General features: G+C 70.6%; 20 protein-coding genes and 4 tRNA genes. 14 read left to right on the top strand and 10 right to left on the bottom strand.

The features are described 5' to 3' along the window. The 3 genes from DMA15_RS17870 (at position 1) to DMA15_RS17860 (ending at position 2405) form a co-directional block, all read left to right on the top strand. Positions 1-639, top strand: coding sequence for a TetR/AcrR family transcriptional regulator (locus DMA15_RS17870; RefSeq protein WP_125513815.1), 639 nt, complete (start codon positions 1-3; stop codon positions 637-639). Between the two features lie 10 nt (positions 640-649). Then, complete coding sequence (locus DMA15_RS17865) at positions 650-1450, top strand: maleylpyruvate isomerase family mycothiol-dependent enzyme (protein ID WP_125513814.1); 801 nt, start codon at positions 650-652, stop codon at positions 1448-1450. A 79-nt stretch (positions 1451-1529) separates the two neighbouring features. Next, positions 1530-2405 carry an META domain-containing protein gene (locus DMA15_RS17860; protein WP_240659839.1) on the top strand — a complete coding sequence of 292 codons (876 nt, stop codon included), beginning with the start codon at positions 1530-1532 and terminating at the stop codon, positions 2403-2405. A gap of 15 nt (positions 2406-2420) precedes the next feature. Here DMA15_RS17860 and DMA15_RS17855 read toward each other — a convergent pair whose 3' ends face one another. After that, the gene (locus DMA15_RS17855) at positions 2421-3908 is read right to left on the bottom strand and encodes a sulfatase-like hydrolase/transferase (RefSeq protein ID WP_125513813.1); all 1488 of its coding nucleotides are present in this window, start codon (positions 3906-3908) and stop codon (positions 2421-2423) included. A 193-nt stretch (positions 3909-4101) separates the two neighbouring features. On the opposite strand from DMA15_RS17855, the gene purF reads away from it, so the two are divergent. Beyond that, positions 4102-5628 carry an amidophosphoribosyltransferase gene (gene purF / locus DMA15_RS17850; RefSeq protein ID WP_125513812.1) on the top strand — a complete coding sequence of 509 codons (1527 nt, stop codon included), beginning with the start codon at positions 4102-4104 and terminating at the stop codon, positions 5626-5628. A 36-nt stretch (positions 5629-5664) separates the two neighbouring features. Then, on the top strand, positions 5665-6738 hold the full coding sequence (gene purM, locus DMA15_RS17845; RefSeq protein ID WP_125513811.1) for a phosphoribosylformylglycinamidine cyclo-ligase: 1074 nt from the start codon (positions 5665-5667) through the stop codon (positions 6736-6738). A gap of 89 nt (positions 6739-6827) precedes the next feature. Here purM and DMA15_RS17840 read toward each other — a convergent pair whose 3' ends face one another. Further along, positions 6828-7082, bottom strand: a complete 255-nt coding sequence (locus DMA15_RS17840) for a DUF3073 domain-containing protein (protein WP_125513810.1) — start codon at positions 7080-7082, stop codon at positions 6828-6830. A gap of 283 nt (positions 7083-7365) precedes the next feature. Next, positions 7366-8442, bottom strand: a complete 1077-nt coding sequence (locus DMA15_RS17835; protein ID WP_125513809.1) for a Glu/Leu/Phe/Val dehydrogenase dimerization domain-containing protein — start codon at positions 8440-8442, stop codon at positions 7366-7368. A 154-nt stretch (positions 8443-8596) separates the two neighbouring features. Between DMA15_RS17835 and DMA15_RS17830 the strand changes: the two genes are divergently transcribed. Together DMA15_RS17830 and bldC are read left to right on the top strand one after the other, a co-directional pair. After that, the gene (locus DMA15_RS17830) at positions 8597-9469 is read left to right on the top strand and encodes a hypothetical protein (protein ID WP_125513808.1); all 873 of its coding nucleotides are present in this window, start codon (positions 8597-8599) and stop codon (positions 9467-9469) included. 503 nt (positions 9470-9972) lie between these two features. Further along, the gene (bldC, locus tag DMA15_RS17825) at positions 9973-10179 is read left to right on the top strand and encodes a developmental transcriptional regulator BldC (RefSeq protein ID WP_003949541.1); all 207 of its coding nucleotides are present in this window, start codon (positions 9973-9975) and stop codon (positions 10177-10179) included. 528 nt (positions 10180-10707) lie between these two features. Here the strand turns inward: bldC and DMA15_RS17820 are convergent. From DMA15_RS17820 to hrpA, 3 genes are all read right to left on the bottom strand, one after another. Then, positions 10708-10986 carry a DUF6274 family protein gene (locus tag DMA15_RS17820; protein WP_125513807.1) on the bottom strand — a complete coding sequence of 93 codons (279 nt, stop codon included), beginning with the start codon at positions 10984-10986 and terminating at the stop codon, positions 10708-10710. Between the two features lie 569 nt (positions 10987-11555). After that, positions 11556-11630: transfer RNA gene (locus DMA15_RS17815), tRNA-Asp, on the bottom strand. A 95-nt stretch (positions 11631-11725) separates the two neighbouring features. Continuing rightward, complete coding sequence (gene hrpA / locus DMA15_RS17810; protein WP_125513806.1) at positions 11726-15712, bottom strand: ATP-dependent RNA helicase HrpA; 3987 nt, start codon at positions 15710-15712, stop codon at positions 11726-11728. 83 nt (positions 15713-15795) lie between these two features. Here hrpA and DMA15_RS17805 point away from each other — a divergent pair, with 83 nt between their 5' ends. The 4 genes from DMA15_RS17805 (at position 15796) to DMA15_RS17790 (ending at position 19044) form a co-directional block, all read left to right on the top strand. Further along, positions 15796-16173, top strand: a complete 378-nt coding sequence (locus DMA15_RS17805; protein ID WP_240659838.1) for a hypothetical protein — start codon at positions 15796-15798, stop codon at positions 16171-16173. Between the two features lie 54 nt (positions 16174-16227). Continuing rightward, positions 16228-17001 (top strand): DsbA family protein, encoded by a 774-nt coding sequence (locus DMA15_RS17800; RefSeq protein WP_125513805.1) that lies wholly within the window; start codon positions 16228-16230, stop codon positions 16999-17001. Continuing rightward, on the top strand, positions 16998-17843 hold the full coding sequence (locus DMA15_RS17795) for a cytochrome c biogenesis CcdA family protein (protein WP_125513804.1): 846 nt from the start codon (positions 16998-17000) through the stop codon (positions 17841-17843). The genes DMA15_RS17800 and DMA15_RS17795 overlap by 4 nt, the downstream gene beginning before the upstream one ends. Positions 17844-17934: 91 nt before the next feature. Continuing rightward, positions 17935-19044 (top strand): DUF3533 domain-containing protein, encoded by a 1110-nt coding sequence (locus tag DMA15_RS17790; protein WP_125513803.1) that lies wholly within the window; start codon positions 17935-17937, stop codon positions 19042-19044. Between the two features lie 717 nt (positions 19045-19761). Here DMA15_RS17790 and DMA15_RS17785 read toward each other — a convergent pair. From DMA15_RS17785 to DMA15_RS17770, 4 genes are all read right to left on the bottom strand, one after another. Continuing rightward, a tRNA-Phe gene (locus DMA15_RS17785) sits at positions 19762-19835 on the bottom strand. A gap of 24 nt (positions 19836-19859) precedes the next feature. After that, positions 19860-19934: transfer RNA gene (locus tag DMA15_RS17780), tRNA-Asp, on the bottom strand. 38 nt (positions 19935-19972) lie between these two features. Next, positions 19973-20045 (bottom strand) — tRNA-Glu (locus DMA15_RS17775). Between the two features lie 80 nt (positions 20046-20125). Continuing rightward, a complete protein-coding gene (locus DMA15_RS17770) occupies positions 20126-21661 on the bottom strand; it encodes a metallophosphoesterase (protein ID WP_125513802.1) in 1536 nt (511 codons plus the stop codon). 71 nt (positions 21662-21732) lie between these two features. Here DMA15_RS17770 and DMA15_RS17765 point away from each other — a divergent pair, with 71 nt between their 5' ends. The 3 genes from DMA15_RS17765 (at position 21733) to DMA15_RS17755 (ending at position 25534) form a co-directional block, all read left to right on the top strand. Next, positions 21733-22083, top strand: coding sequence for a metallopeptidase family protein (locus DMA15_RS17765; RefSeq protein ID WP_125513801.1), 351 nt, complete (start codon positions 21733-21735; stop codon positions 22081-22083). Positions 22084-22332: 249 nt separating this feature from the next. After that, on the top strand, positions 22333-22827 hold the full coding sequence (locus DMA15_RS17760) for a hypothetical protein (protein WP_346428913.1): 495 nt from the start codon (positions 22333-22335) through the stop codon (positions 22825-22827). A gap of 259 nt (positions 22828-23086) precedes the next feature. Further along, on the top strand, positions 23087-25534 hold the full coding sequence (locus DMA15_RS17755) for a DEAD/DEAH box helicase (RefSeq protein WP_125513799.1): 2448 nt from the start codon (positions 23087-23089) through the stop codon (positions 25532-25534). The last annotated feature ends 34 nt before the right edge of the window (positions 25535-25568 follow it).

Here is a 25568-nt window from a genome sequence, read left to right as displayed (position 1 = left end):
ATGACTGAGGAGCTGGGGCTGCGCGCGCGCAAGAAGAGGCAGACCGCCGCGCGGATCTGGAGGGCCGCCGTGGACCTCTGCTCCGAGCGTGGCTTCGACCACGTCTCCGTGGCGGAGATTGCCGAGGCGGCCGAGGTGTCAAAGATGACCGTCTTCAACTACTTCGGCACCAAGGAAGGCGTGATCGTCGGCCCGATGGAGGAGCACGCCGGGGACCCGGCCCGCGCGGTGCGCGAGCGCCTGCCGGGCGAGTCCGCGGTGGCCGCCATGCGCCGCCAGTTCCTGGAGCAGGTCGGCGGGCTCGACCCGTCGATCGGCCTCAGCGGTGACCCGCGCAGCCTCAAGGTGCGCCAGCTCGTCAACGAGACGCCGACCCTCGCCCACCGCATGGTGATCTTCCACATGCGCAGCGTCCAGCTCCTCACGGACGCCCTCGCGGAGGAGACGGGCGACGAGCTCCTCGCACGGGTCGCCGCCGCCCAGCTGATCGGCGCCCGGAACGCGCTCATCATGGAGAACCACCGGCGCGCCCTCCTCGGCGACTCCCTGGACGACATCGCGAAGGACTGCGCCGACTCCGCGGAACGCGTCTTCGGACAGGTCGAAAAGGGCCTTCAGGGCTACCCGGGCAAGGCTTAGGCTCGGCACCATGCCACCGGCCAAGAAGCGCACGCGTTCGTACGACTCCGCCAAGATCCGCACCGCTGTGCTCGCCCAGTTCGGCAACGTACGAGAAGCCGTGCGCACCCTCACGCCCGAGCAACTCGCCCGCCCGACCCGCCTCGGCGACTGGACCGTCCACGAACTGGCGGCCCACATCGCGATGGTGCTCGGCACCGTCCACCGCTATCTGAGCGCTCCGGAGCCGGTCAAGCACGAAGTGCCGCTCATGGACTGGCCGTTCGCGACGGTCACGGCCGCGGCGCAGGTCGACGAGGACACCCGCGCCGTCGCGGAGAGCGCGGGCGCGGACCTGGACGAGCTGTTCACGCGCACCCTCACCGACATCGAGGCCTCGCTGGCCGCCGCCCCCGACCAGCGCCTCGTGCCCTCCCGCTTCGGCGCCATGACGCTCGGCGACTTCCTGGTCACCCGTACCGTCGAACTGACCGTCCACACCGACGACTTGAACGACGCGGTGCCGGAACTCGACGTCCCGTACGACCGCCAGGCCCTGGCCGCCTGCGCCCGCCTGCTCGCCGACGCGCTCGCGCTGAAGGCGCCGGGAGCATCGACGGAGGTGCGGATTCCGCCGTACGCGGTGGTGCAGTGCGTCGAGGGCCCGCGGCACACCCGCGGCACCCCGCCGAACGTCGTCGAGACCGACCCGCTGACCTGGATCCGCCTCGCCACGGGCCGCACGGACTGGGCGAGCGCCCTCGCCGGGGCGCGGGTCAGCGCGAGCGGGGAGCGGGCCGACCTGTCGGGACTGCTGCCGATCATGGGGTAGTCCGCGGGCGGGGAAGGAGGTGGCCCGCAGCCGGAGGACGGGATGGAACCAACACCCCCACTTGTTCCGTCCCATCGCCATGCACACGCAGCGTCTGACCCTGACCCTGACCGCGCTGGCCTCCGCCGGGCTGCTGCTCACCGCATGCGGCACCGAGTCGGGAGCCGGCTCCGAAGGCGGCTCCGGCGGCCGTTCCGTGGAGAGCGAGGTGCCCCTCACCGGCATCCGGTGGAACGTGGCCAGCGTCACCGTGGGCGGCGAGAAGTACGACGCCCCGGAAGACGCCCACCTCAAGATCGGCAAGGACGGGCGGGCCGGCGGCAGCTTCGGCTGCAACTCCGCCGGCGCCGACGTGAAGATCAAGGGCGACACCCTGGACTTCGGCGAGACCAGGCTGACGAAGCGGGCCTGCCCCGAGGGCCGGATGAAGTTCGAGGAGCACCTCACGCGTGCCCTCGCCGAGAAGAAGCTCACCGCGAAGGTCGACGGCGACCGGCTGACCCTCACCACCGCCAAGGGGGACCACGTGGACCTCACCTCACGCGCCGAAGAGCCCGACGCCCCGCTCACCGGCACCAAGTGGAAGGTGGACGCCGTCGGCGGCGGCCAGAGCGCCGCGCCGCTGCCCAAGGACGTCTCCGGCAAGGTCCAGCTGACCTTCGGCGAGGACGGCAAGGTCCGCGGCAACCTCGGCTGCAACGACGTCACCGCCAAGGCCGAGGCCAAGGACGGCCGCCTCACCTTCGGCACCCCGGCCACCACCCGCAAGATGTGCCCCGGCGACACGATGGCCACCGAGCGCAAGCTCCTGAAGCTCTTCGACGGCCCGGCGCGCTACGAGATCGAGCGGAACACCCTGAAACTCACCGCCGCCGACGGCACGGTGATCAACGCGACCGGCGACCCCTCGGGCGCCGACCCCGCGGGCGCCGGACGGAACAGCCCGGAGAAGTAGCGGCGGCGCCCGCGCTCAGCCCGTCGGATACGGCAGCAGCGTGGCGTCGGTCCTCTCCCAGGCCGCTCTGAGCGCGGCGAGCCGCTTCGGCTCGGCCCGCGCCCGGTCGGCCTGCTCCCGCAGGTCCTCCCCGAGATGGAAGAGCTGGTCGGCGCCGCCGGGGCCCCGGTAGTACTTCCAGTCACCGCGCCGCAGCGCCCGCTCCCCGCGCACCCGCCAGAACAGATCACGTTCCGTCGGCCGCGCGCCCCTGAGCAGGTAGGGCGCGAGGCTCGTCCCGTCCAGCGGATACGCCGGATCCGGCCGGGCACCGGCGACCTCCAGGAGTGTCGCCGTCCAGTCCGGCGTGTAGACGGGCTCGTGGCTGACCTGCCCGCCGTCGATCCGCGCCGGCCAGCGCACGATGGTCGGCACCCGGATGCCGCCCTCCTTCAGCGAGCCCTTGTTGCCGGACAGCGGCCAGTTGTACGAGAAGCGCTCACCGCCGTTGTCGGAGGCGAAGAACACCAGGGTGTCCCGCTCCTGTCCGGACTCCCGCAGCGCGCGCAGCACCTCTCCGACGGACCGGTCCAGGTCCTCGACCATCTCCGCGTACTTCTCGACCGAGCCGCCGTCCCGGTCGAAGAGCGCGCCCTTCTCGCCCGCCTTGATCCTCCGCACGATCTCGGCGCTCCGCTCCTCGTCGCCGTCCGCGATCCAAGGCCAGTGCGGGGTGGTGAAGTTGAGGTTGAGCAGCCAGGGCCGGCCCCCGTGGTCCCGGCGTACGTACTCACTCGCCCGCTCGGTGAGGACGCGCGTGTAGTACCGCAGGTCCTTGTACTCGGCGTCCCCCTCACGGACCCTGCCCTCATAGAGGTCGTACTCCCCGCCGAGCCCCAGCTTCGAGTAGTACTCAAGGGCCCCGCCGAAGTTCCCGAAGAACTCGTCCCAGCCGGAGCGGGTGGGGGAGTGGTCCGGCAGATATCCGCAGTGCCACTTGCCGATCAGGGCGGTCGCGTACCCGGCGCCGCGCAGCAGTGAGGCGAGCGTGGGATGCGTCGGTTCGAGCCCCACCGATCGGTCGGCTATCGGCTCCGCGAGCCCGCCCTTCGTACGCCCGGGGAAGCGGCCCGTGTACAGGCTGAAGCGGGTGGGTGAGCAGGTCGCGGAGCCGGAGTAGGCGTCGGTGAACCGCACCCCCTGACGGGCGAGACGGTCCAGGTGCGGTGTCTTGATGTGCGGGGAGCCGTACGAGGAGAGGTCGGCCCAGCCGAGGTCGTCGCCGAGGACGAACAGGATGTTGGGCCGCTTCGAGTGCCGCCCGCGCGCGGCGGCGAAGGGGCGCTCGGCGGTGTCCGGGGCGGCGGTGCCGGGCGCGCCGGCCCGGGCGTCGGCGGGCCCGGCACCCATGCCGACGGCGGCGGCCGTGCCCGCCACCCCGCCCGCGAAGGAACGCCGGGAGAGCCCAGAGAGCCCGGAGAGCCCGGAGAGCCCGGAAGGCCGTGACAGTCCATGAGATCGCATGGACCAGCAGCCTTCTGCCGCGCCGGACCGGGCGTCAACGCTCGCCAGCCGCTGTTCACAAGGCTGTCGTCCCAGTTCACAGAGGTGTCGTGAGCCCGCAGCACAGAGGCGGCGATCCGGCCGCGCTCACCCTCCGTACAGGGGCCGTATCCCCAATTCGGACCAGTGGTCGATCTCGCCTACACTCGATGATGTGCCACGTGGTGACGGTCGACTCAATCACGATCTGCTTCCCGGCGAGAAGGGCCCCCAGGACGCTTGCGGCGTCTTCGGTGTCTGGGCTCCGGGCGAAGAGGTCGCAAAGCTCACTTACTTCGGGCTCTACGCCCTCCAGCATCGGGGCCAGGAATCCGCGGGAATCGCGGTCAGCAACGGCTCCCAGATCCTCGTCTTCAAGGACATGGGCCTCGTTTCCCAGGTCTTCGACGAGACCTCTCTCAGCTCCCTCCAGGGTCACATCGCGGTCGGTCACGCCCGCTACTCGACGACTGGCGCCTCCGTCTGGGAGAACGCCCAGCCGACGTTCCGTGCCACCGCGCACGGCTCCATCGCGCTCGGGCACAACGGCAACCTCGTCAACACGGCCCAGCTCGCCGAGATGGTCGCCGACCTGCCCAAGCAGGAGGGCCGCACCACACGCGTGGCGGCCACCAACGACACCGACCTGCTCACGGCGCTCCTCGCCGCGCAGGTGGACGACGACGGCAAGCCGCTGACCATCGAGGAAGCCGCCGCCAAGATCCTTCCGCAGGTGCGGGGCGCCTTCTCCCTCGTCTTCATGGACGAGCACACGCTGTACGCCGCCCGTGACCCGCAGGGCATCCGCCCGCTGGTCCTCGGCCGCCTGGAGCGCGGCTGGGTCATCGCCTCGGAGTCCGCGGCGCTCGACATCTGCGGCGCCTCCTACGTGCGCGAGATCGAGCCCGGCGAGTTCGTCGCCATCGACGAGAACGGCCTGCGAACGTCCCGATTCGCGGAAGCGAAGCCCAAGGGCTGTGTCTTCGAGTACGTCTATCTGGCGCGCCCCGATACGGACATCGCCGGCCGGAACGTCTACCTCTCGCGCGTCGAGATGGGCCGCAGGCTCGCCAAGGAGGCCCCGGCCGACGCCGACCTGGTCATAGCGACCCCCGAATCCGGCACCCCCGCCGCGATCGGGTACGCGGAGGCCTCCGGCATCCCCTTCGGCGCGGGCCTGGTCAAGAACGCCTACGTCGGGCGTACGTTCATCCAGCCCTCGCAGACCATCCGCCAGCTCGGCATCCGCCTGAAGCTGAACCCCCTCAAGGAAGTCATCAAGGGCAAGAAGCTGGTGGTCGTCGACGACTCGATCGTCCGGGGCAACACCCAGCGCGCCCTGGTCAAGATGCTCCGCGAGGCCGGCGCCGCCGAGGTCCACATCCGGATCTCCTCCCCGCCCGTGAAGTGGCCGTGCTTCTTCGGCATCGACTTCGCGACCCGCGCCGAGCTGATCGCCAACGGCATGACCATCGAGGAGATCGGCACATCACTGGGTGCCGACTCCCTCTCGTACATCTCCATCGACGGCATGATCGAGGCCACGACCATCGACAAGCCGAACCTCTGCCGCGCCTGCTTCGACGGCGAGTACCCGATGGACCTGCCCGACCCCGAACTGCTCGGCAAGCAGCTTCTGGAGACGGAACTGGCCGCGGGCCCGGCGAGCACCGCCGCCGCCGACGCGATCCGTCGCCCGTAAGACCCCACGCAGTACGACACGAAAGTTCTCACCGTCATGTCTGAGACCACTGGTGCCAGCTACGCAAGCGCGGGCGTCGACATCGAGGCGGGCGACCGCGCCGTCGAGCTGATGAAGGAGTGGGTCAAGAAGACCCAGCGCCCGGAGGTCGCGGGCCTCGGCGGCCTCGGCGGCTTCGCCGGGCTCTTCGACGCCTCCGCGCTCAAGCGCTTCGAGCGCCCCCTGCTCGCCTCCGCGACCGACGGCGTCGGCACGAAGGTGGACATCGCCCGGCAGCTGGGCGTCTACGACACCATCGGCCACGACCTGGTCGCGATGGTCATGGACGACATCGTCGTCTGCGGCGCCGAGCCGCTGTTCATGACCGACTACATCTGCGTCGGCAAGGTCCACCCCGAGCGCGTCGCCGCCATCGTGAAGGGCATCGCCGAGGGCTGCGTCCTCGCCGGCTGCTCGCTGGTCGGCGGCGAGACGGCGGAGCACCCGGGCCTGCTCGGCCCGGACGACTTCGATGTCGCGGGCGCCGGCACGGGCGCGGTCGAGGCCGACCGCCTGCTCGGCCCCGACCGCATCCGTAAGGGTGACGCGGTCATCGCCATGGCGGCCTCCGGTCTTCACTCGAACGGGTACTCGCTCGTCCGGCATGTGGTCTTCGACCGCGCGGGCTGGGCGCTCGACCGCCACGTCGAGGAGTTCGGCCGCACGCTCGGTGAGGAGCTGCTGGAGCCCACCAAGATCTACTCCCTGGACTGCCTGGCGCTCACCCGCACCACGGACGTCCACGCCTTCAGCCACATCACCGGCGGCGGCCTCGCGGCGAACCTCGCCCGGGTCATCCCGGACGGTCTGCACGCGATCGTCGACCGCGGGACGTGGACCCCGGACGCGGTCTTCGACGTGGTCGGCAAGGCCGGCCAGGTGGAGCGGCTCGAACTGGAGAAGACGCTGAACATGGGCGTCGGCATGATCGCGATCGTCCCCGAGGAGTCGGCGGACGCGGCGGTCACCACCCTGGCCGACCGCGGTGTGGAGGCCTGGGTCGCCGGTGAGATCACCGAGCGCGGCGAGCACGCGACGGGCGCCGCACTGATCGGTGACTACGCCAAGTAGAACCGGCGGGACCCGCTCAAGGCAGCACAAAACCCGGTCCGGTGTGGAGACCACCCCGGACCGGGTGAAGTGCAGTCGCTACAACGAGGTCAAGCGCCGCGGCGCTGCGACGACGGACCGGACTCGTCGGAGTCCTCTTCGTCGTCGACGTTATACAGATCCGCGTACTGGGCGTACGGGTCGTCTTCCTCGTCGTCGTCCTCGAACGGCTCGCCATTCGGCGGCTGTTGCGAAGTCGAAGCGCCCAGCTCATTGGCCAGACGCGACAGGTCAGTCCCGCCGCTGCTGTACTTCAGCTGGCGGGCGACCTTCGTCTGCTTGGCCTTTGCCCGGCCGCGCCCCATGGCTCGACCCCCTCGGATACGGGGCTCGACGGCCCCAGAGTCTTGACACGCGTTCATGATCTAGGACGGACTCTCCTCGGAGAGACCGGTCCGTAGGGCTTCCACGGTACCTGTTCCTGCGGCCATACGGTACGTCGCCCGCAGGACGCGCCTCGGCGCAGAACCCGCGAGGAGCCCCGTCCTCGCTGGTCAACTGCGATTTTAACCTCTTCTTGGCGGGCGACCCGCCGACGGGGGTGAGTCTTGTCTCCCCGAGGCGCCGGCGGGCGTCCGAGCCATGCGGTCAGCGCGCGTCGGCCATCCGCTGTTCGGCGATCCTGTCGGCCGCCGCGGCCGGCGGAATGCCGTCTTCCTTTGCGCGAGCGAATATGGCCAGCGTGGTGTCGAAGATCTTCGCGGCCTTCTTCTTGCACCGGTCGAAGTCGAAGCCGTGCAGTTCGTCGGCGACCTGGATGACGCCGCCCGCGTTCACCACGTAGTCGGGCGCGTAGAGGATCGACCGGTCGGCCAGGTCCTTCTCGATGCCCGGGTGCGCGAGCTGGTTGTTGGCCGCCCCGCACACCACCTTCGCGGTCAGCACCGGGACGGAGTCGTCGTTCAGGGCGCCGCCCAGCGCGCAGGGCGCGTAGATGTCGAGCCCCTCGGTGCGGATCAGCGCGTCGGTGTCCGCCGCAGCGGTCACCGACGGATGCTTGTGCGTGATCCGGTTGACGGACTCCTCGCGCACGTCGGTGATCACGACCTCGGCACCGTCCTCCAGGAGGTGCTCGACCAGGTGGTGGCCGACCTTGCCGACACCCGCGACGCCGACTTTGCGGCCGCGCAGCGTCGGGTCGCCCCACAGGTGCTGGGCCGAGGCCCGCATGCCCTGGAAGACACCGAAGGCGGTGAGCACGGAGGAGTCGCCCGCGCCGCCGTTCTCGGGGGAGCGCCCGGTCGTCCAGCGGCACTCGCGCGCGACGACGTCCATGTCGCGTACGTACGTGCCGACATCGCACGCCGTCACGTACCGGCCGCCGAGCGAGGCGACGAAGCGGCCGTAGGCGAGGAGCAGGGCCTCGCTCTTGATCTGCTCGGGGTCACCGATGATCACGGCCTTGCCACCGCCGTGGTCGAGGCCGGCCAGGGCGTTCTTGTACGACATTCCGCGCGCGAGGTTCAGCGCGTCGGCGACGGCCTCCTCCTCGCTCGCGTACGGATAGAAGCGGGTGCCGCCGAGGGCGGGGCCCAGGGCGGTGGAGTGGAGGGCGATGACGGCCTTGAGGCCACTGGCGCGGTCCTGGCAGAGCACTACTTGCTCATGGCCGCCCTGTTCCGAGTGGAACAGGGTGTGCAGGACGCCGTTGTCTGCATCGGTCACTGTGGTGACTCCCGGTCGAGTAGCGGCGGTGGGCGGGCTCCCGTACGGGTGGCGGGGGCCCGATGGGCATGAGACTAGAGCCTGTCCACCGCGCTGTTCAGCCACGGCGCGATCAGCAGTGTTTTCGGGTCCGTACCCGGGGGAGAGAGCAGCCGTGCCCAAGGTGTCATCGGTGACGGTCCCATACGCGTCCTACTTGCGCGTCTATGAGCCGCTGGCCGCCTTCCCCGAGCCGGAGCGCGACCACTGGGCGCGCTACGCCCGCCGCCCGGACCGCCCCTCGTACCAGGACGAACTCCGTCGCTCGCTCGCCGACTTGGTCTCGACGCCGCCGGTGCCGGTGCCGGTGCACGAGAGCAGGGACGCGTTCCTCCTGGAGGTCGACGGCGTGCTGTGCGTCTGTCCGTGGCGGACCCGGCTGCGCGGCTGGCAGGCCATGGGGGAACTGGCCGGGCAGCTGCCCACGCCCGTCCTCGACGCGGTGCTCCCGCCGGTGCTGCGCAGCCAGACGGCGGCGGACTACGAGGAGTGGCTGGCCCGCAACCCCGACGCGCGGCCCTGGATCCGTACGTCGACGTGGCAGGTGCCGCTGCACTGGTTCGTCCTCGTCTCGGACAAGGAGCGCCGCTACGACAAGGGGGACGGCAAGGAGGGCAAGGACGACAAGGGGGCGCGCGGTGCCCCGCCGGTCCTGCGCTACCGCACGCCGATGGTCCAGGCCCGGCGCCGGGTCGCGCGCGGCCTCAAGGCGCTGCGGGACGCGCTGGACGAGACGCCGCTCATCGAGGGGCTCATGGACGTCGGGCGGTGGCTGGAGGAGTTCCACCCGCGTTCCCTGGTCGAGCTGGACTACGGCGGGCTCGTGCACGCCCTCTCCGCCGAGGAGCTGGACGGGGACCACTCGGCGGCGGATGTCGCGGAGGGGATCGAGGCGCTGCGCGCCGGTGACGGGGAGGGGGCCGGCGAGGCGTATGCGAGGCTCGTGGAGCGGTGGCGGGCGGTCCGGCATCTCCAGTTCGCGAACTGATCCGCGAACTGATCCGTGGGCTGATTCGTGAACTGCGAGGCCGAGGTCATCGTGTGACGGGACGTAGGTCCCGATCCGGGCCTTTGTGTCAAGCGTGACGGACCGCACTTTACTGCGCCCTTGCGCCCATCGCCCCCCCTCGTGCCAAAATAGGACAAGGAGCCCGGGGAGGGCTCCTTCCGCCCATGTACGGGCGGAATGCTCAGCATTGCACTCTATGGGGGGTCTGTTGACTCCTGATCGCTCTGTGACTGATCGTCACGGTGGCGTGACTGTCCGCTATGGCATGGTCCATCGGCTTCCGTCGGTGATGAACACCTGGGAGGGCAATTCCATCGGTTTGGCCGACGTGGCTGGACGGATGGTGTAGTTGTAGTGCCGAGGACAAGCCGTTCGTCCTATAACCGACTCGACTCGCGTCCGCCATTTCGGGCAACGCGGGTCAAGGTGCAGAATTTAGAGGAATGAACCGAGAAGGTTCGGTTCTCCCGAGGAGGCCGCTCATGACCGCTCGCACCCCTGATGCCGAGCCGCTGCTGACCCCGGCTGAGGTCGCCACGATGTTCCGCGTCGACCCGAAGACGGTGACGCGCTGGGCCAAGGCTGGCAAGCTCACGTCGATTCGCACGCTCGGCGGACACCGCCGTTACCGCGAGGCTGAGGTCCGCGCACTGCTCGCGGGTATCCCGCAGCAGCGCAGCGAGGCCTGACGTACGCCAGAAGTACCGCTCAACCAGCAGTAACCCGCACAACTCGGGCGAAGAGCACCACTACTGCCGGGTCCCCCAACCTGGTCGTACGTCCGACATATAGCTACACACGACGAGGGTCCCGCCCCAACGGGATCCACGCCCGCCTGAGCCGCATGGGTGCGTCGTCTTTGATCGCGCTGGACTCCGCCGGGTCCAGCGCGATCTTTTTTGTGCGCCGGGGTGGGCCGGCGGGCGGGGCCGCGAGCGGCCTTGTTGCACTCTGAGGGGGCCTTGGGGGCGCCTTCGGGGCGTGCCCCGAGGTGCGCGGAGGGTGGGCCGTGGGGCGCGTCCCGGGGGTGGTGCAATTGCACATATTAAATTGGCCCGTTGTAGGGAGGGTGTAAGTTCGGGTGTTCGTAAAACTTGTTCGGTGACACCCGTCACACGCCGTGCGGCTTGTTGTGTGCGATACCCCTGCGCTAGAGGGGTGTTGGGCCCACGCCTCTCAGCCTCCCACCCGGGGTGCGGGCCGCGCGTCGGCTTTGGTCATGCCTTGGCGGGACTTTCGTCCTCGCCCCGCTCGGCCCGTTTCTGCTCGGCCGACTCGCCTTCGAGCGCCTCGCGTACGGCGCTCTCCTGGACGAAGCCGGCCCCGGCCACCTCGCACTCGCCGGGGCGGTGCGGGGAGGGCTCCAGGGCGAGCCTCAGCAGCCGGTGGCAGATGGGGCAGTGCCGGGTGAGATGGCGGTAGCCGGAGGCCGCCGCGAGGTGCGCGCGCAGCAGAGCACGGGTCTCGTGCCGCGCGGACGCGGAAGAAGCAGACATGCGTCACCTCCCGTGGGGAGCCCGCCGTCGGCTCCCTGTTGTCTGGGGTACCGGCGGAATGTGACGCAGTCAAGACGCGAACACGAGAACGGGCCGGATCTGGTGGGGGGCGGGGGCGATGCCTCTGCGGCACCCTTGACGCCTTGTCGCGGGGCGGCGCGGGGGCCGGGGGCAAGCAGAAGGGCCCGCCGCTACGGGGCCCGGGGCAAGCGGAAGGACCCGCAACCGATCCCGGTTGCGGGCTCTTCCGTACTGCGGTCCAGACGGGATTTGCTGTGTCTGATTGCGGCTTCGCCGCGGGCGCGGCCTCCACCTTGGTGGGGTGGCGAGCGGCGGGCGCGGGGGCATGGGGGGAGGGGCCGCAATCACGGCAGCCGGGGGCATGCGAAAGGCCCGCGGCCAGTTTCGGTTGCGGGCTCTTCCGTACTGCGGTCCAGACGGGATTTGCTGTGTCTGATTGCGGCTTCGCCGCGGGCGCGGCCTCCACCTTGACAGGGCGGCGAGCGGCGGGCGCAGGGGTATGCGAAAGGGCCCGCGGCCAGTTTCGGCTGCGGGCCCTTTCATAACTGCGGTCCTGACGGGATTTGAACCCGCGGCCTCCACCTTGACAGGGTGGCGAGCACTCCAAACTGCTCCACAGGACCTTGCTTCGCGGCACCCGCTTGCGCGCTGTGCTGCGAGACAGGACTCTACAGCAGCGCAGGCCCGGCGGTCGAACTCACCCTGCGTGCGCCCGCGCTCACGGCGCCAGCGCGTCGATCGCCTTCACGATCCGCTTGTCCGAGACGGGGTACGCCGTGCCCAGCGCATGCGCGAAGTAGCTGACGCGCAGCTCCTCGAGCATCCAGCGGACGTCCAGGACCTCCTGGGGCACGGGCCGGCCCCGCGGCAGCTGCTCCAGGAGCCACAGGTACTCGTCCCGCATCTCCTGGACCTTCTCCATACGGCTGGTGTCCCGCTGGACGTTGGTCGGCATCTGCTGGAGCCGCCGGTCCGCCGCCACCATGTACCGCATCAGGTCGGGAAGGCGCCGCAGGCCCGTCTCCGTCACGAAGCCCGGCTTGATGAGGGAGTTCAGCTGCTCCCGCACGTCCGCGAGGTTCGCGAGCAGCACGGGGCTCTTCGTCGACTTCAGGCGCCGCTCACAGGCCTGCCAGGCGGCGAGCACCTGCTGCACCTGGCCGACGGCCCGCACGGTGGTGTCGACGATCTCCGCCCGCACCTTGTCGAAGAGCGCCCGGTAGGACGCCTCGTCCCAGACGGGCCCGCCGAAGTCCGCGATCAGCTTGTCCGCCGCCGCCATCGCGCAGTCGTCGAAGAGCGCCTGCATGGACCCGTGCGGATTCGCGGACAGGGCGAGCTTCTGCTGGTTCGTCAGCTTGTCGGAGGCGAACTTGCCGGGGTTGACCGGGATGTTGCGCAGGATGAGCCGGCGCGTGCCGCGCCACATCGCCTGCCGCTGCTCCGCCTCGGTGTCGAAGAGGCATACGGAGACGGTGTCGCCGTCGTCCACGAGGGCGGGGTACGCCTTCACGGGCTGCCCGGCCCGTCGCGTCTCGAAGACGCGGCTGAGCGCGCCGATGCTCCAGTCCGTCAGCCCCGTACGCTCCACGGCCGAGCCGCCCGTCCGCTCGGCGGTCGCGGCGGCGGCCTGCGAGAGCGCCTGCCGGGCCTTCGGCTTGAGCCGCAGCTTGAGCGCTTCGAGGTCCTTGTCCTCGGCGAGCTTGCGACGCCGCTCGTCGGTGATCCGGAACGTGATCTTCAAGTGGTCGGGTACGCGCGTCAGGTCGAAGTCGTCGGGGGAGACCGGGACCCCGACCATCCGCTGGAGTTCGCGCGCCAGCGTGACGTGCAGCGGCTCCTGGAGGGGGACCGCGCGGTCCAGGAACGCCTTCGCGTAGTTGGGCGCCGGGACGTAGTTCCGCCGGATCGGCTTGGGCAGGGAGCGGATCAGCTCGATGACCACGTCCTCGCGCAGACCCGGGATCTGCCAGTCGAAGCCCTCGTCGGAGACCTGGTTGAGGACCTGGAGCGGGATGTGGACGGTGACACCGTCCGCGTCCGCCCCCGGCTCGAACTGGTACGTCACCTTGAACTTCAGCGGGCCCTGCCGCCACGAGTCGGGATAGTCGTCCTTGGAGACGTCACCGGCCTTCTCGTTGATGAGCATCGACCGCTCGAAGTCGAGCAGTTCGGGCTCTTCCCGCTGCTTCTTCTTCCACCACGAGTCGAAGTGCGCGCCGGAGACGACGTCCGCGGGCACCCGCTGGTCGTAGAAGTCGAAGAGCGTCTCGTCGTCGACGAGGATGTCCCGGCGCCGGGCCCGGTGCTCAAGCTCCTCGACCTCGGTGAGCAGCTTGCGGTTGGCGGCGAAGAACTTGTGGTGCGTGCGCCAGTCGCCCTCGACGAGCGCGTTGCGGATGAAGAGGTCGCGGGAGACCTCGGGGTCGATGCGGCCGTAGTTCACCTTGCGGTCGGTGACGATCGGGACGCCGTACAGCGTGACCTTCTCTATCGCCATCACCGCCGCCTGGTCCTTCTCCCAGTGCGGCTCGCTGTACGTGCGCTTGAGGAGGTGCTCGGCCAGCGGCTCGACCCACTCGGGCTCGATCTTCGCGTTGACGCGGGCCCACAGCCGCGAGGTCTCCACCAGCTCCGCCGACATGATGAACCGCGGCGGCTTCTTGAAGAGCGCCGAGCCGGGGAAGACCGCGAACTTGGCGTTGCGGGCGCCGATGTATTCGTTGCGCCCGCCGCGCTGCTTGGGGTCCTTGCTGTCCTTGCCGCTGTCCTTGGACTCCTTCACGTCCTTCATCCCGATGTGGGAGAGGAGTCCGGCGAGGAGGGAGATGTGGACGCGGTCGTCGGGGGCGTCCTCGTCGTTGAGGTGTATGCCCAGCTGCTTGGCGACCGTACGCAGCTGCGTATAGATGTCCTGCCATTCGCGGATGCGCAGGAAGTTCAGGTACTCCGCCTTGCACATGCGGCGGAAGGACGACGAGCCGCGCTCCTTCTGCTGCTCACGGACGTACCGCCACAGGTTCAGGTACGCGAGGAAGTCGCTGGTCTCGTCCTTGAAGCGGGCGTGCTGCTGGTCGGCCTGCGCCTGCTTCTCGGCCGGGCGCTCGCGCGGGTCCTGGATGGAGAGGGCCGCCGCGATCACCATGACCTCGCGTACGCAGCCGTTCTTGTCGGCCTCCAGGATCATCCGGGCGAGCCGCGGGTCGACCGGCAGCTGGGCCAGCTTGCGGCCCTGCTGGGTGAGGCGCTTCTTCGGGTCCTTCTGGGTGGGGTCCAGCGCGCCCAGCTCCTGGAGGAGCTGCACGCCGTCGCGGATGTTGCGGTGGTCCGGCGGGTCGATGAAGGGGAACTTCTCGATGTCGCCGAGGCCGGCCGCGGTCATCTGGAGGATGACGGAGGCCAGGTTCGTACGGAGGATCTCCGCGTCCGTGAACTCGGGGCGGGAGAGGAAGTCCTCCTCGCTGTAGAGCCGGATGCAGATGCCGTCCGACGTACGGCCGCAGCGGCCCTTGCGCTGGTTGGCGCTGGCCTGGCTGATCGCCTCGATGGGCAGCCGCTGCACCTTCGTACGGTGGCTGTAGCGGGAGATGCGGGCCGTGCCCGGGTCGATCACGTACTTGATGCCCGGCACGGTCAGCGAGGTCTCGGCGACGTTCGTCGCGAGGACGATCCGTCTGCCCGTGTGCTGTTGGAAGACGCGGTGCTGCTCGGCGTGCGAGAGCCGTGCGTACAGGGGCAGGACCTCGGTGAACCTGTAGTTCTTCTTGTTCAGCGCGTCCGCCGTGTCGCGGATCTCGCGCTCGCCGGAGAGGAAGACGAGGATGTCGCCCTTGCCCTCGGCCTGAAGCTCCTCGACGGCGTCGGTGATCGCGGTGATCTGGTCGCGGTCGGAGTCGTCCGAGTCGTCTTCGAGGAGCGGGCGGTAGCGCACCTCCACCGGATACGTCCGGCCGCTGACCTCCACGATCGGGGCGTCCCCGAAGTGCCGGGAGAAGCGCTCGGGGTCGATGGTCGCCGAGGTGATGACGACCTTCAGGTCCGGGCGCCTTGGCAGCAGCTGGGCGAGGTAGCCAAGGAGGAAGTCGATGTTGAGCGAACGCTCGTGCGCCTCGTCGATGATGATCGTGTCGTACGCGCGCAGCTCGCGGTCCGTCTGGATCTCGGCCAGCAGGATGCCGTCCGTCATCAGCTTGATGAACGTGCCGTCCGGATTGACCTGGTCCGTGAAGCGGACCTTCCAGCCGACGGCCTCGCCGAGCGGCGTGTCCATCTCCTCGGCGACGCGCTCGGCGACCGTACGGGCCGCGATGCGGCGCGGCTGGGTGTGGCCGATCATGCCGCGCACGCCCCGGCCCAGCTCCAGACAGATCTTGGGGATCTGCGTGGTCTTGCCGGAACCAGTCTCGCCCGCGACGATCACGACCTGGTGGTCGCGGATCGCCTCGGCGATGTCGTCCTTCTTCTGGCTGACCGGCAGCTGCTCGGGATAGGTGATCGCGGGCACGCGGGAGCCGCGCTCGGCCATCCGCGCCTCGGCCTTCTCCACGTCCGCCGCGATCTCGGCGAGAACGGCGGCGCGGGCCTCGGGTTTGCGGATCCGGCGTGCACCCTCCAGCCGGCGCCCGATCCGGTGCTCGTCGCGCAGCGACAGCTCGGTCAGGCGGGGGGCGAGGGTGTCGAGGGTGAGGGCGGGCTGCGTAGACATACGCCGTCCAGGATCTCACCCGCCGCTCGGCGGTGGCGAACCGATTTCCCCTTCGCGGTGTCCCGGCACGTACGATTCCGGGCATGTTGACCCGTGCGCGTACGGCGTGGTGCCCCTTGGTGGTGGTGCTGCTCGTCGTGCTCGGGGGGTTCTGCGGGCCCTCGGTGGCGCACGCCGAGGCGCCGGTCCACGCCGAGGCGCCGGTCCCCGCGGTGGCGCACGCGGCGCAGAGCCATGACGGGCCCGGTTGCGGCAAGGGCGGGCAGGGGGACGCGGGGCAGCACCCCGTGTCGCCGCCGCGCTCCAGCTCCGCGCACGATCTGCTGCCCGCGCTGTACGAGGCCCACGGTGGCTCCGGTTCCTGGAGCGGCGACCAGGCCGTCCTCGATGTGACGCCGGTGCGGGGGCCGCCGCCGCTCGCGCCGCCCTCCCCCGTGGACCTCTCTGTCCTGCGTGTGTAGAGGCGCCCGCGTCCGGGCCCTTCCACCACGTACAGGAACAGAGAGAACCTCCTGATGCCGCAGAACGACAACAACAAAAAGAAGAACATCGCCATCGCCGCGGGCGTCGCCGTCGCCGCCGCGCTGCTCGGCGCCGCCTCCTACACCGCGACCAAGCCCTCCGACTCCTCGGGCGGCACCGTGAAGGAGGCCGCCGCCGGAGCCGCGCCCTCGGCCGAGGCGCAGGCCGGGGTCTACCCCGAGCTGGAGAAGCTCGCGCGGCGCGACGCCAAGGACCCGCTCGCCCAGGGCCGCGCCGACGCGCCCGTCGTGATGGTCGAGTACGCCGACTTCAAGTGCGGCTTCTGCGGGAAGTTCGCCCGCGACACCGAGCCGGGCCTCGTGAAGAAGTACGTGGACGAGGGCGTCCTGCGCATCGAGTGGCGCAACTTCCCGATCTTCGGCGCGGACTCCGAGCGGGCCGCGCGCGGCGCGTGGGCCGCGGGGAGGCAGGGGCGCTTCTGGCAGTTCCACGAAGCCGCGTACGCCGAGGGGGCCAAGGAGGAGGGCTTCGGCGAGGACCGGCTGCAGGAACTCGCCCAGGAAGCCGGGGTCAAGGATGTCGGCCGCTTCGTGCGCGACGCCGGGAGCGAGGCGGCCAAGGCGGCGGTGAAGAAGGACCAGGAGGAGGCGTACGGGCTCGGCGCCACGTCCACGCCGTCCTTCCTGGTCAACGGGCGGCCCATCTCGGGCGCGCAGCCCGACGAGGTCTTCGGCCAGGCGATCGAGGCGGCGGCCAAGGCCGCGGATTCCCGGGGCAAGGGGAGCGGCAAGGGCGGCTCCGAGTGACCGCGGATGTGGGGTACTTCGCGGCGTTCCTGGGCGGGCTGCTCGCGCTCGTCAGCCCGTGCAGCGCGCTGCTCCTGCCCGCCTTCTTCGCGTACTCGATCGACTCCACGTCCCGCCTGGTCGCGCGGACCGGCATCTTCTACGCCGGACTCGCCACGACCCTGGTGCCGCTGGGCGCGGCCGGTTCGTACGCGGGGCGGTTCTTCTTCGGCCACCGCGACCAGCTGGTGCTCGTCGCCGGGTGGCTGATCATCGGGCTCGGGGTGCTCCAGGTGGTGGGGATGGGCTTCGCCTCACGCAAGATGGCGGAGCTCTCGGGGCGGATCCGGCCGACGACCGCCGTCTCCGTGTACGCGCTGGGGGCCGTGTACGGGCTCGCCGGGTTCTGCGCCGGGCCGATCCTCGGCAGCGTCCTGACGGTCGCGGCGGTGAGCGGGAGTCCGGTGTACGGAGGGCTGCTGCTTGCGGTCTACGCGCTGGGCATGGCCGTGCCGCTCTTCGTCCTCGCGCTGCTCTGGGAGCGGTTCGAGCTGGGGCGGCGCAGCTGGCTGCGGGGGCGGGCCTTCCGGCTCGGCCGGTTCGAACTGCACACGACCTCGCTGCTGTCCGGGCTGTTCTTCATCGGCCTCGGGGCGCTCTTCCTCGCCTACGACGGGACGACCGCGCTGCCGGGGCTGCTTGACGTGGACGACTCGTTCGCGGTGGAGCGGTGGGCCTCCGGTGTCGGCAGGGCCGTGCCGGACTCGGTGCTGTTGGCGGCGGTCGTGGTGGTGACGGGGGTGGTGCTCGGGGTGCGGGCGTGGCGGCGGAGGGAAAGGTCCGTTTCGTCGGCTGCTGAGTGAGTGGGTAGGTATTCACGGCTTAGTGATTAGCTTGCGCGCGATTCCGCCCTTATGTGCCTTATATGTCTTATGTGTGGTTTAGCGTATTCGTATGCCTGATCATGAGCCGGGAGAGCAGAGTCAGCCTTCGCGGGAGAGTCCGCATCCACATGGCGCGCACGGGCGGGTCCCCACCCGTGCCGAGCGGTGGGACGCCTTCAAGGAGTCGCCCTTTCTGCCGGCGATCGTCCTGGTCTTCATCCTGGCGGCCGCGGCCGGGCTCTTCGCCGGTTCGTACACGTACTCCATGGCGAACCCGACGCCCCACCACATCCCCACGGCCGTCGTCGGCTCGCCGGACGCGGCGCACGGCAAGGCCTTCCTCGGCGGCATGGAGAAGGCGCTGAACGCCTCGCTGGAGGTGCGGCGGTACGACAGCGTGGCCGGGGCCCGGCGGGACGTGGAGGAGCAGAAGGTCTTCGCGATCCTCGACGTGGGCGAGGAGAAGGTGACCCTGGACGTGTCCGGGGCGTCCGGTGCCTCGGTCGCGCAGGTGCTCGCGGAGACCGCGCCGAAGGTGGGCGAGAAGGCCGGGGTCCCGGTGGCGGTCAAGGACATCAAACCGCTCCAGGAGGGCGACCCCCGGGGGCTCGCCATCTTCTACATCTCACTGGCCGCGGTGATCATCGGCTTCGTGGGGGCGATTCAGCTGAGCGTGCACGCGCGGGGGCTGAATCCGGCGGAACGGATCGGCTTCACTGCGCTGTACGCACTGCTCGGGGCGTTCGTCATCGCGGCGGTCGTGGACTGGTGGCTGGGGGCGGTGGATCTGCCGTTCGTGGAGTCGTGGCTGATTCTGGCGCTGACGATGTTCGCGTCCGGGATGGTCTTCACGATGTTCAACACGTTGTTCGGGCGGTGGGCGATGCTGCCGACGTGGGGGCTGATGGTGCTGCTCGGGAACCCGTCGTCCGGGGGCGCGGTGTCGTGGCCGCTGCTTCCGTCGGTGCTTGGTCACATCGGGCGGTGGCTGCCGCCCGGGGCGTCGGTCAACGCGCAGCACACGGCGGTGTACTTCGGCGGCCACCAGCATGCGGGCCCGTTCCTGGTGCTCGGGGGATGGGCGGTGCTTTCCAGCGCGGTGTTCTGGGTATGGCGGCATCGGCATCCGGGCGGGCGGGGAGGTGCGGCTGCCCATGCGGGGGCTGGCGGGGCGCCTTGAGCGGGGATCGCCTGGGCCTGCGCGGCCGCTCCGCGTGGGTGTGAGCTTGCCTGGGCCTGCGCGGCCGCTCCGCGTGGGTGTGAGCCTGCCTTGACCCACACCGCCGCTTCGCGCGGAGGGGGGCTTGCCTCGGCCTGCGCGATGCCCTGCCCCCTGCGGCTCCTCGGCGGATGGGCTTGCCTGGGCCTGCACGATGCCCTGTCCCGCCGCTCCGCGGCGGATTCCTCCCACCCACCCACCCGTTTACCCCGCGCTGGCGGGGCGGCTTGAGCGGGGCTTGCCTGGGCCTGCGCGATGCCCTGCCCCGCCGCTCCGCGGCGGATGTTCCCCACCCACCCACCCGTCTCGCCGCACCGACATGGCACCCCAGGGCCCCGACCCACCCGACCCTGGGGGAGCCCCCCAACCCCCACCCCTGCAGCGCGGGGTGAACGGGTGGGTGGGAGGGGAACATCCGGCGCGAAGCGGCGGGACAGGACTGCGTGCCGGGGCACCGAGGCGGTGAACGGCGAGGCCGGCTGGCAGGGCCGCGCCGGCGGGGCCGGGGTGGCGAAGCGGGGGCGCCAAGGCCGGGCCGACGAGACCGGAGCGGGGTGGCCGGGAAGGCGGGGCCGGGCCAGCGAGGCCGGGCTGACGGGGCCGAACCGCCGGGGCCGAGCCAGTGGGGCCGGAGAATGGCGAAGGCCCCGTCCAGTTGGGCGGGGCCTTCGGAAGAGGTGGCTGGGGCCGGGATCGAACCGGCGACCTATCGCTTTTCAGGCGATCGCTCGTACCAACTGAGCTACCCAGCCACGCGATCCGCGAGGAATCGCAAGCGGTCCTGACGGGATTTGAACCCGCGGCCTCCACCTTGACAGGGTGGCGAGCACTCCAAACTGCTCCACAGGACCAAGCGTTGTGCGAGCACAAGTCTCGCACAAGTGTTGCGTGCCCCCAACGGGATTCGAACCCGTGCTACCGCCTTGAAAGGGCGGCGTCCTGGGCCACTAGACGATGAGGGCTAATAGGCCCGCCTGGGCGCTTTGCAGCGCGTCGGGGACGTGAGAAGCATATGGGATGCGGGGAGGTATCGCCAAAACGGTTATCGGGGGGCAGGGGCCCGCTCCCCGGCGGACCGGGTGGGGGAAGGCGGGAGGGAAGCGGAGGGCGCCGTCGGGGAAGGCGTCGCCCCGGGCTGGTTCTCCTTGGGGAGGTGACGGCTGACCTCCGCCTTCGTGAGGCCGAGCCCGCCCAGCCTGATCTCGTCCCAGGCCTGCAGCCGCTTGGTCGTACGGTCCAGGTAGAGGACGGACGCCTCGACCGGGTCGGGGTACTTGCCCTCGACGGCCCGCAGCCCGCTGCCCCCCGTCGAGCCCTCGATCCGCAGCCGCGTGCCCCCGTCCATGACCTCCATCTCCTGCCGGTGCACGTGCCCCGCGAGGACGAGCGGCACCTCGCCGTCCGTCTCCCGCGCCGCCGTCGGGTTGTGCGCGATCGCCACGTCGACCGGCGTACCGGCCGCCCGTTCGGCGCGCAGGGCCGAGGCGAGGCGGATGCCGGCCATGTGCTGGACGGCGGAGCCCTCCTGTTTCGTGGAGCGGTCCGGGGTGTACTGCGGATCGCCGATCCCGGCGAAGCGCAGGCCGGCGACGGTCTCGGCCTTGCCGTCGTCGAGCACGTGGACGTTCTTGAAGCGCTCCAGATAGCGCTGGGTGGTGAACGAGTCGTGGTTGCCGCGCACCCACACATAGGGGGCGCCGAGGTCCTCGATGGGGTCGAGGAAGGCGTTCTCCGCGGCCGAGCCGTGGTCCATGGTGTCGCCGGAGTCGACGATGACATCGATCTCGTACTGCTCGACGAGGGAGGCGATGATCTTCCAGCTCGCCGGGTTGAGGTGGATGTCGGAGACGTGCAGGACCCGCATGGTGGTGGGGTCCGGCTGGTAGGCGGGGAGCGTGGACGTCACGTCGTAGAGCTTGGTGACGTTGGTGACCAGACGGGCCAACTCCTGCTGGTAGACGTCGAATTCGCTGACGATGCTGCGCGCGTTGCCGACGACCGAGGGCGCGCTGCTGAGGAGGCCGGAGAACTTGGGCTCGAGGACCGACTTCGGGTTCCAGGTGGCGTACGCGGCCGTGCCCGACGCCGCGAGCAGGGCGAGCGCGAGACCGCCCGCGGCGAGGGCGCGGCGCGGGCGGCGGTAGACGGCGAGGCCGAGCGCGGTGGCGCCCGAGACGACGGCGACACAGGAACGTATGGCCAGGTCGAGCGTGCCGTGGCCGACGTCGCGCGCCACCTCGTCCTGGAGGCCCGCCAGCCGCTCGGGGTGGTCGACCAGGGCCTGGGCGCGCACCGGGTCGAGGCGGTCGACGTCCACGTCGAGGCGGATGGGGGCGGTGTGGGAGCGCAGCTCAAGGGCGCCGAGCGGGGAGACGTCGATCTTCGTGCCGCCGGTCAGGGACGGCCGGAGCGTCATGCGGGTGTCCATGGGGCCCACGGGCGCGTGCACGCTGCCGACGATCAGCAGACCGAGCCAGGCGCCGAAGAGGACGACGGCTATCAGGCCGAGGGCGCGCGCGAAGGGGTGAGGTGGGCTGATCAGTTCGCCTGCGGTACGGGTGCGGCGAGTGCGAGCCATTGGTCCCGTATGCCCAGTTGCGGTGGTGGGTATGCCGGGACGGGGGCGGTGGCGTGGCCGACAATGGGGGAGTGCTGGAGATGACGCGCGAGGAGTTCGAGGAACTGGTCGGCGAGGCTCTTGACCGGATTCCGCCGGAATTAACGCGGTTGATGGACAACGTGGCCGTCTTTGTCGAGGACGAGCCGCCCTCCGACGATCCCGAGCTGCTCGGGCTGTACGAAGGGACGCCGTTGACGGATCGCGGTGAGTGGTACGCGGGTGTGCTGCCGGACCGCATCACCATCTACCGGGGGCCCACGCTCCGGATGTGCGATTCGCGGGAGGACGTCGTCGCCGAGACGGAGATCACCGTGGTGCACGAGGTGGCGCACCACTTCGGGATCGACGACGCCCGGCTGCACGCGCTCGGGTACGGGTGAGCGAGAGCGGTCGCGCGGGTCCGGGTACGGGGCCGGGTGGGGGCGGGCGAAAGCGGTTGCGCGGGGCCTGATGCGGGTGTGTGGGGGCGGTGCGGGCGTGGGTGTCGTCCGTGTCCTCTTGCGGGCCGCGGGAGTTGGGCAGGGCGTCCCGATTCTCAGCGCCTCAGGAGGTGCTCGGCCGTGCGCCAGTTGTACGTTCCCATCCGTTGGGCCGCGGTCGCGGTGGCCGTCGCTGCCACGGCGGGCTGCATGAGCATCAGTGACGACGGAAACGGGCCGCGGCCCGGACGCTCCGCGGGCGATCGCGGCGGGGCGGCCGCCTCGGACGGCAAGTCCGTGACCCGGGGCGACGACATCGCGTCCGGAGGCGAGCGCGGGCAGGGCCGGGACAAGGGGAAGGCCAAGGGCAAGCGGAAGGGCAAGGGCGGTGACTCCTCGGGCGGCGGCGACGCGGCCCCCCAGGGCGGGAAGCCGTCGGGCTCCGCCTCCGCCCAGGTCTCCGCGAGACCGACGAAACCGGGCGGCGGACCGGTCAAGCCCGTACCGACGCGGCCGAAGCCGACTCCGACGCGGCCGACCCAGGAGCCCGAGCCGCCGAAGCCCACGCCGACCCCGACGCCGGATCCGACCACTCCGGAGCCGTCCTCGTCGGCGCACGAGGGATCGGGGCAGGGCGCGCAGCTGCAGCGGCGCAGCGCGTGGATCGAGGAGCGGGAGCCGTCGCCGGAGGCGGGACCGCAGTAGCGCCACCGATGGTCGGCGGGCGGGGCTGAAATCTCGTATGCGCAGGTGGGAGGGGGTGAGGTGGGGGCGGTTTGCCATCTGGGGTGGGGGGTGCGTATGGTGGTAGATCGTTTGATACTCATTTGCCCGGCGCCGACACAGAAGAGCGCCGCGTGGCGCGTACTCTCCCTTGCCGTGGCTGACCGCATCGAGGCGGTCCATTGCGAAATCACGGAGTTGACGGGCGCGTGCCGAGACTCCGGAAGGTTTCGCATTTCGCATGTCCATTATCAGTTCTGACCACGCCGTCCTGCCCGAGAACGAGATCGTCGAGACCGTCGCGGTTGCCGACGCCGTCGACGCGGTCGAGGTCGCCGAGAGCGTAGAGGCCGTCACGGCCGCCGCTGAGGCCGCCGAGACCGCCGTCGAGGCCGTCGAAGCCGTCGAGGCCACCGACATCGTCGAGTCCGAGGACGTCGCCGAGGTCACCCCCGACGCCGACACCACCCCTGAGGCCGAGGCCGACGCCGACGCCGAGCCCGAGATGACCTTCTCGGACCTCGGTCTGCCCGAGGGCATCGTCCGCAAGCTCGCCCAGAACGGCGTGACCACGCCCTTCCCGATCCAGGCCGCGACCATCCCGGACGCCCTGGCCGGCAAGGACATCCTGGGCCGTGGCCGTACCGGCTCCGGCAAGACCCTCTCCTTCGGCCTGCCGATGCTGGCGACCCTCGCCGAGGGTGGCCGCACCGAGAAGAAGAAGCCCCGCGGCGTCATCCTCACCCCGACCCGCGAGCTCGCGATGCAGGTCGCGGACGCCCTCCAGCCCTACGGCGACGTGCTCGGCCTCAAGATGAAGGTCGTCTGCGGCGGTACGTCCATGGGCAACCAGATCTACGCCCTGGAGCGCGGCGTCGACATCCTCGTCGCCACCCCGGGCCGTCTGCGCGACATCATCAGCCGCGGCGCCTGCTCGCTGGAGAACACCCAGATCGCGGTGCTCGACGAGGCCGACCAGATGTCCGACCTGGGCTTCCTGCCCGAGGTCACCGAGCTGCTCGACCAGGTCCCGTCCGGCGGCCAGCGCATGCTGTTCTCGGCCACGATGGAGAACGAGATCTCCACGCTGGTCAAGCGCTACCTGACCAACCCGGTGACGCACGAGGTCGACAGCGCCCAGGGCAACGTCACGACCATGACGCACCACATCCTCATCGTGAAGCCCCGCGACAAGGCGCCCGTCACGGCCGCCATCGCCGCGCGCAAGGGCCGCACGATCATCTTCGTCCGCACCCAGCTGGGCGCCGACCGCATCGCCGAGCAGCTCTGCGACTCGGGCGTGAAGGCCGACGCGCTGCACGGCGGCATGACGCAGGGTGCCCGCACCCGCGTCCTGGAGGACTTCAAGAAGGGCTACGTCAACGCCCTCGTCGCCACCGACGTCGCCGCGCGCGGCATCCACGTCGACGGCATCGACCTGGTCCTGAACGTGGACCCGGCCGGCGACCACAAGGACTACCTGCACCGTTCGGGCCGTACGGCCCGCGCCGGTCGCAGCGGCACGGTCGTCTCCCTCTCCCTGCCGCACCAGCGCCGCCAGATCTTCCGCCTGATGGAGGACGCGGGCGTCGACGCCACGCGCCACATCATCAACGGCGGCGGCACCTTCGACCCGGAGGTCGCCGAGATCACCGGCGCCCGTTCCATGACCGAGGTCCAGGCCGACTCCGCGGGCAACGCCGCGACCCAGGCCGAGCGTGAGGTCAAGGAGCTGACCAAGGAGCTGGAGCGCGCCACCCGCCGCGCCGCCGAGCTGCGCGAGGAGGCCGATCGCCTCACCGCGCGTGCCGCCCGCGAGCGCGGCGAGGACCCGGAGACCGCGATCGCCGAGGCCGCCGCCGCTGCCGAGGCCGTCATCGAGGCCGCCGTGTCGGTTCCGGAGCAGCCCGTCGCCGAGCGCACCGAGCGTCCGGCTCGCGAGCAGCGTTCCTCCTCGTACGAGAACCGCCGTCCGCAGCGTGACGAGCGCGGCAACTACGAGCGTGACCGTCGTGGAGACCGCGGCGACCGCGGCGACCGTGGTGGCTTCAACCGCGACGACAACCGCGGTGGCGGCCGTTCCTTCGAGCGCCGTGACGACCGCGGTGGCTCCGGTGCGGGCTTCCGTGGCGGCGACCGTCGCGAGGGTGGCGGCTTCAACCGCGACCGTGGCAACGACCGTGGCGGCCGTTCTTTCGAGCGTCGTGACGACCGTGGTGGCTCCGGTGCCGGCTTCCGTCGCGATGACCGTCCGTCGGGCGGCTTCAACCGTGACCGCCGTGACGACAACCGTGGCGGTGGCTCCGGTTCCGGCTTCCGCCGTGACGACCGTCCGTCGGGCGGCTTCAACCGTGACCGTCGCGACGACAACCGTGGCGGTGGCTCCGGCTTCCGTCGTGACGACCGCCCCTCGGGCGGCGACCGTGGCGGCCGTTCCTTCGAGCGCCGTGACGACCGCGGTGCCTCGGGCTCCGGTTCCGGCTTCCGCCGCGACGACCGCCCCTCCGGCGGCCACCGCGGCAGCGACCGCCCGTTCAACCGCGACCGCCGCGACGACCGCCCCTCGGGCGGCTTCCGCTCCGGCGGCCACGAGCGCCCGTCGTTCAACCGCCGCGACGACCGCTCCGGCACCGGCACGGGCACCTTCGGACGCCGTGACGACAAGCCGCGCTGGAAGCGCAACGGCTGACGGCACTGAGCCGCGCTGACACTGACAGTGGCCC

It is taken from the genome of Streptomyces sp. WAC 01529 (assembly GCF_003945545.1).
Classification (GTDB): domain Bacteria; phylum Actinomycetota; class Actinomycetes; order Streptomycetales; family Streptomycetaceae; genus Streptomyces; species Streptomyces anatolicus.
Note: the sequence above shows the minus strand (reverse complement) of the source record. Positions and strands in the feature narration are given on the sequence as shown.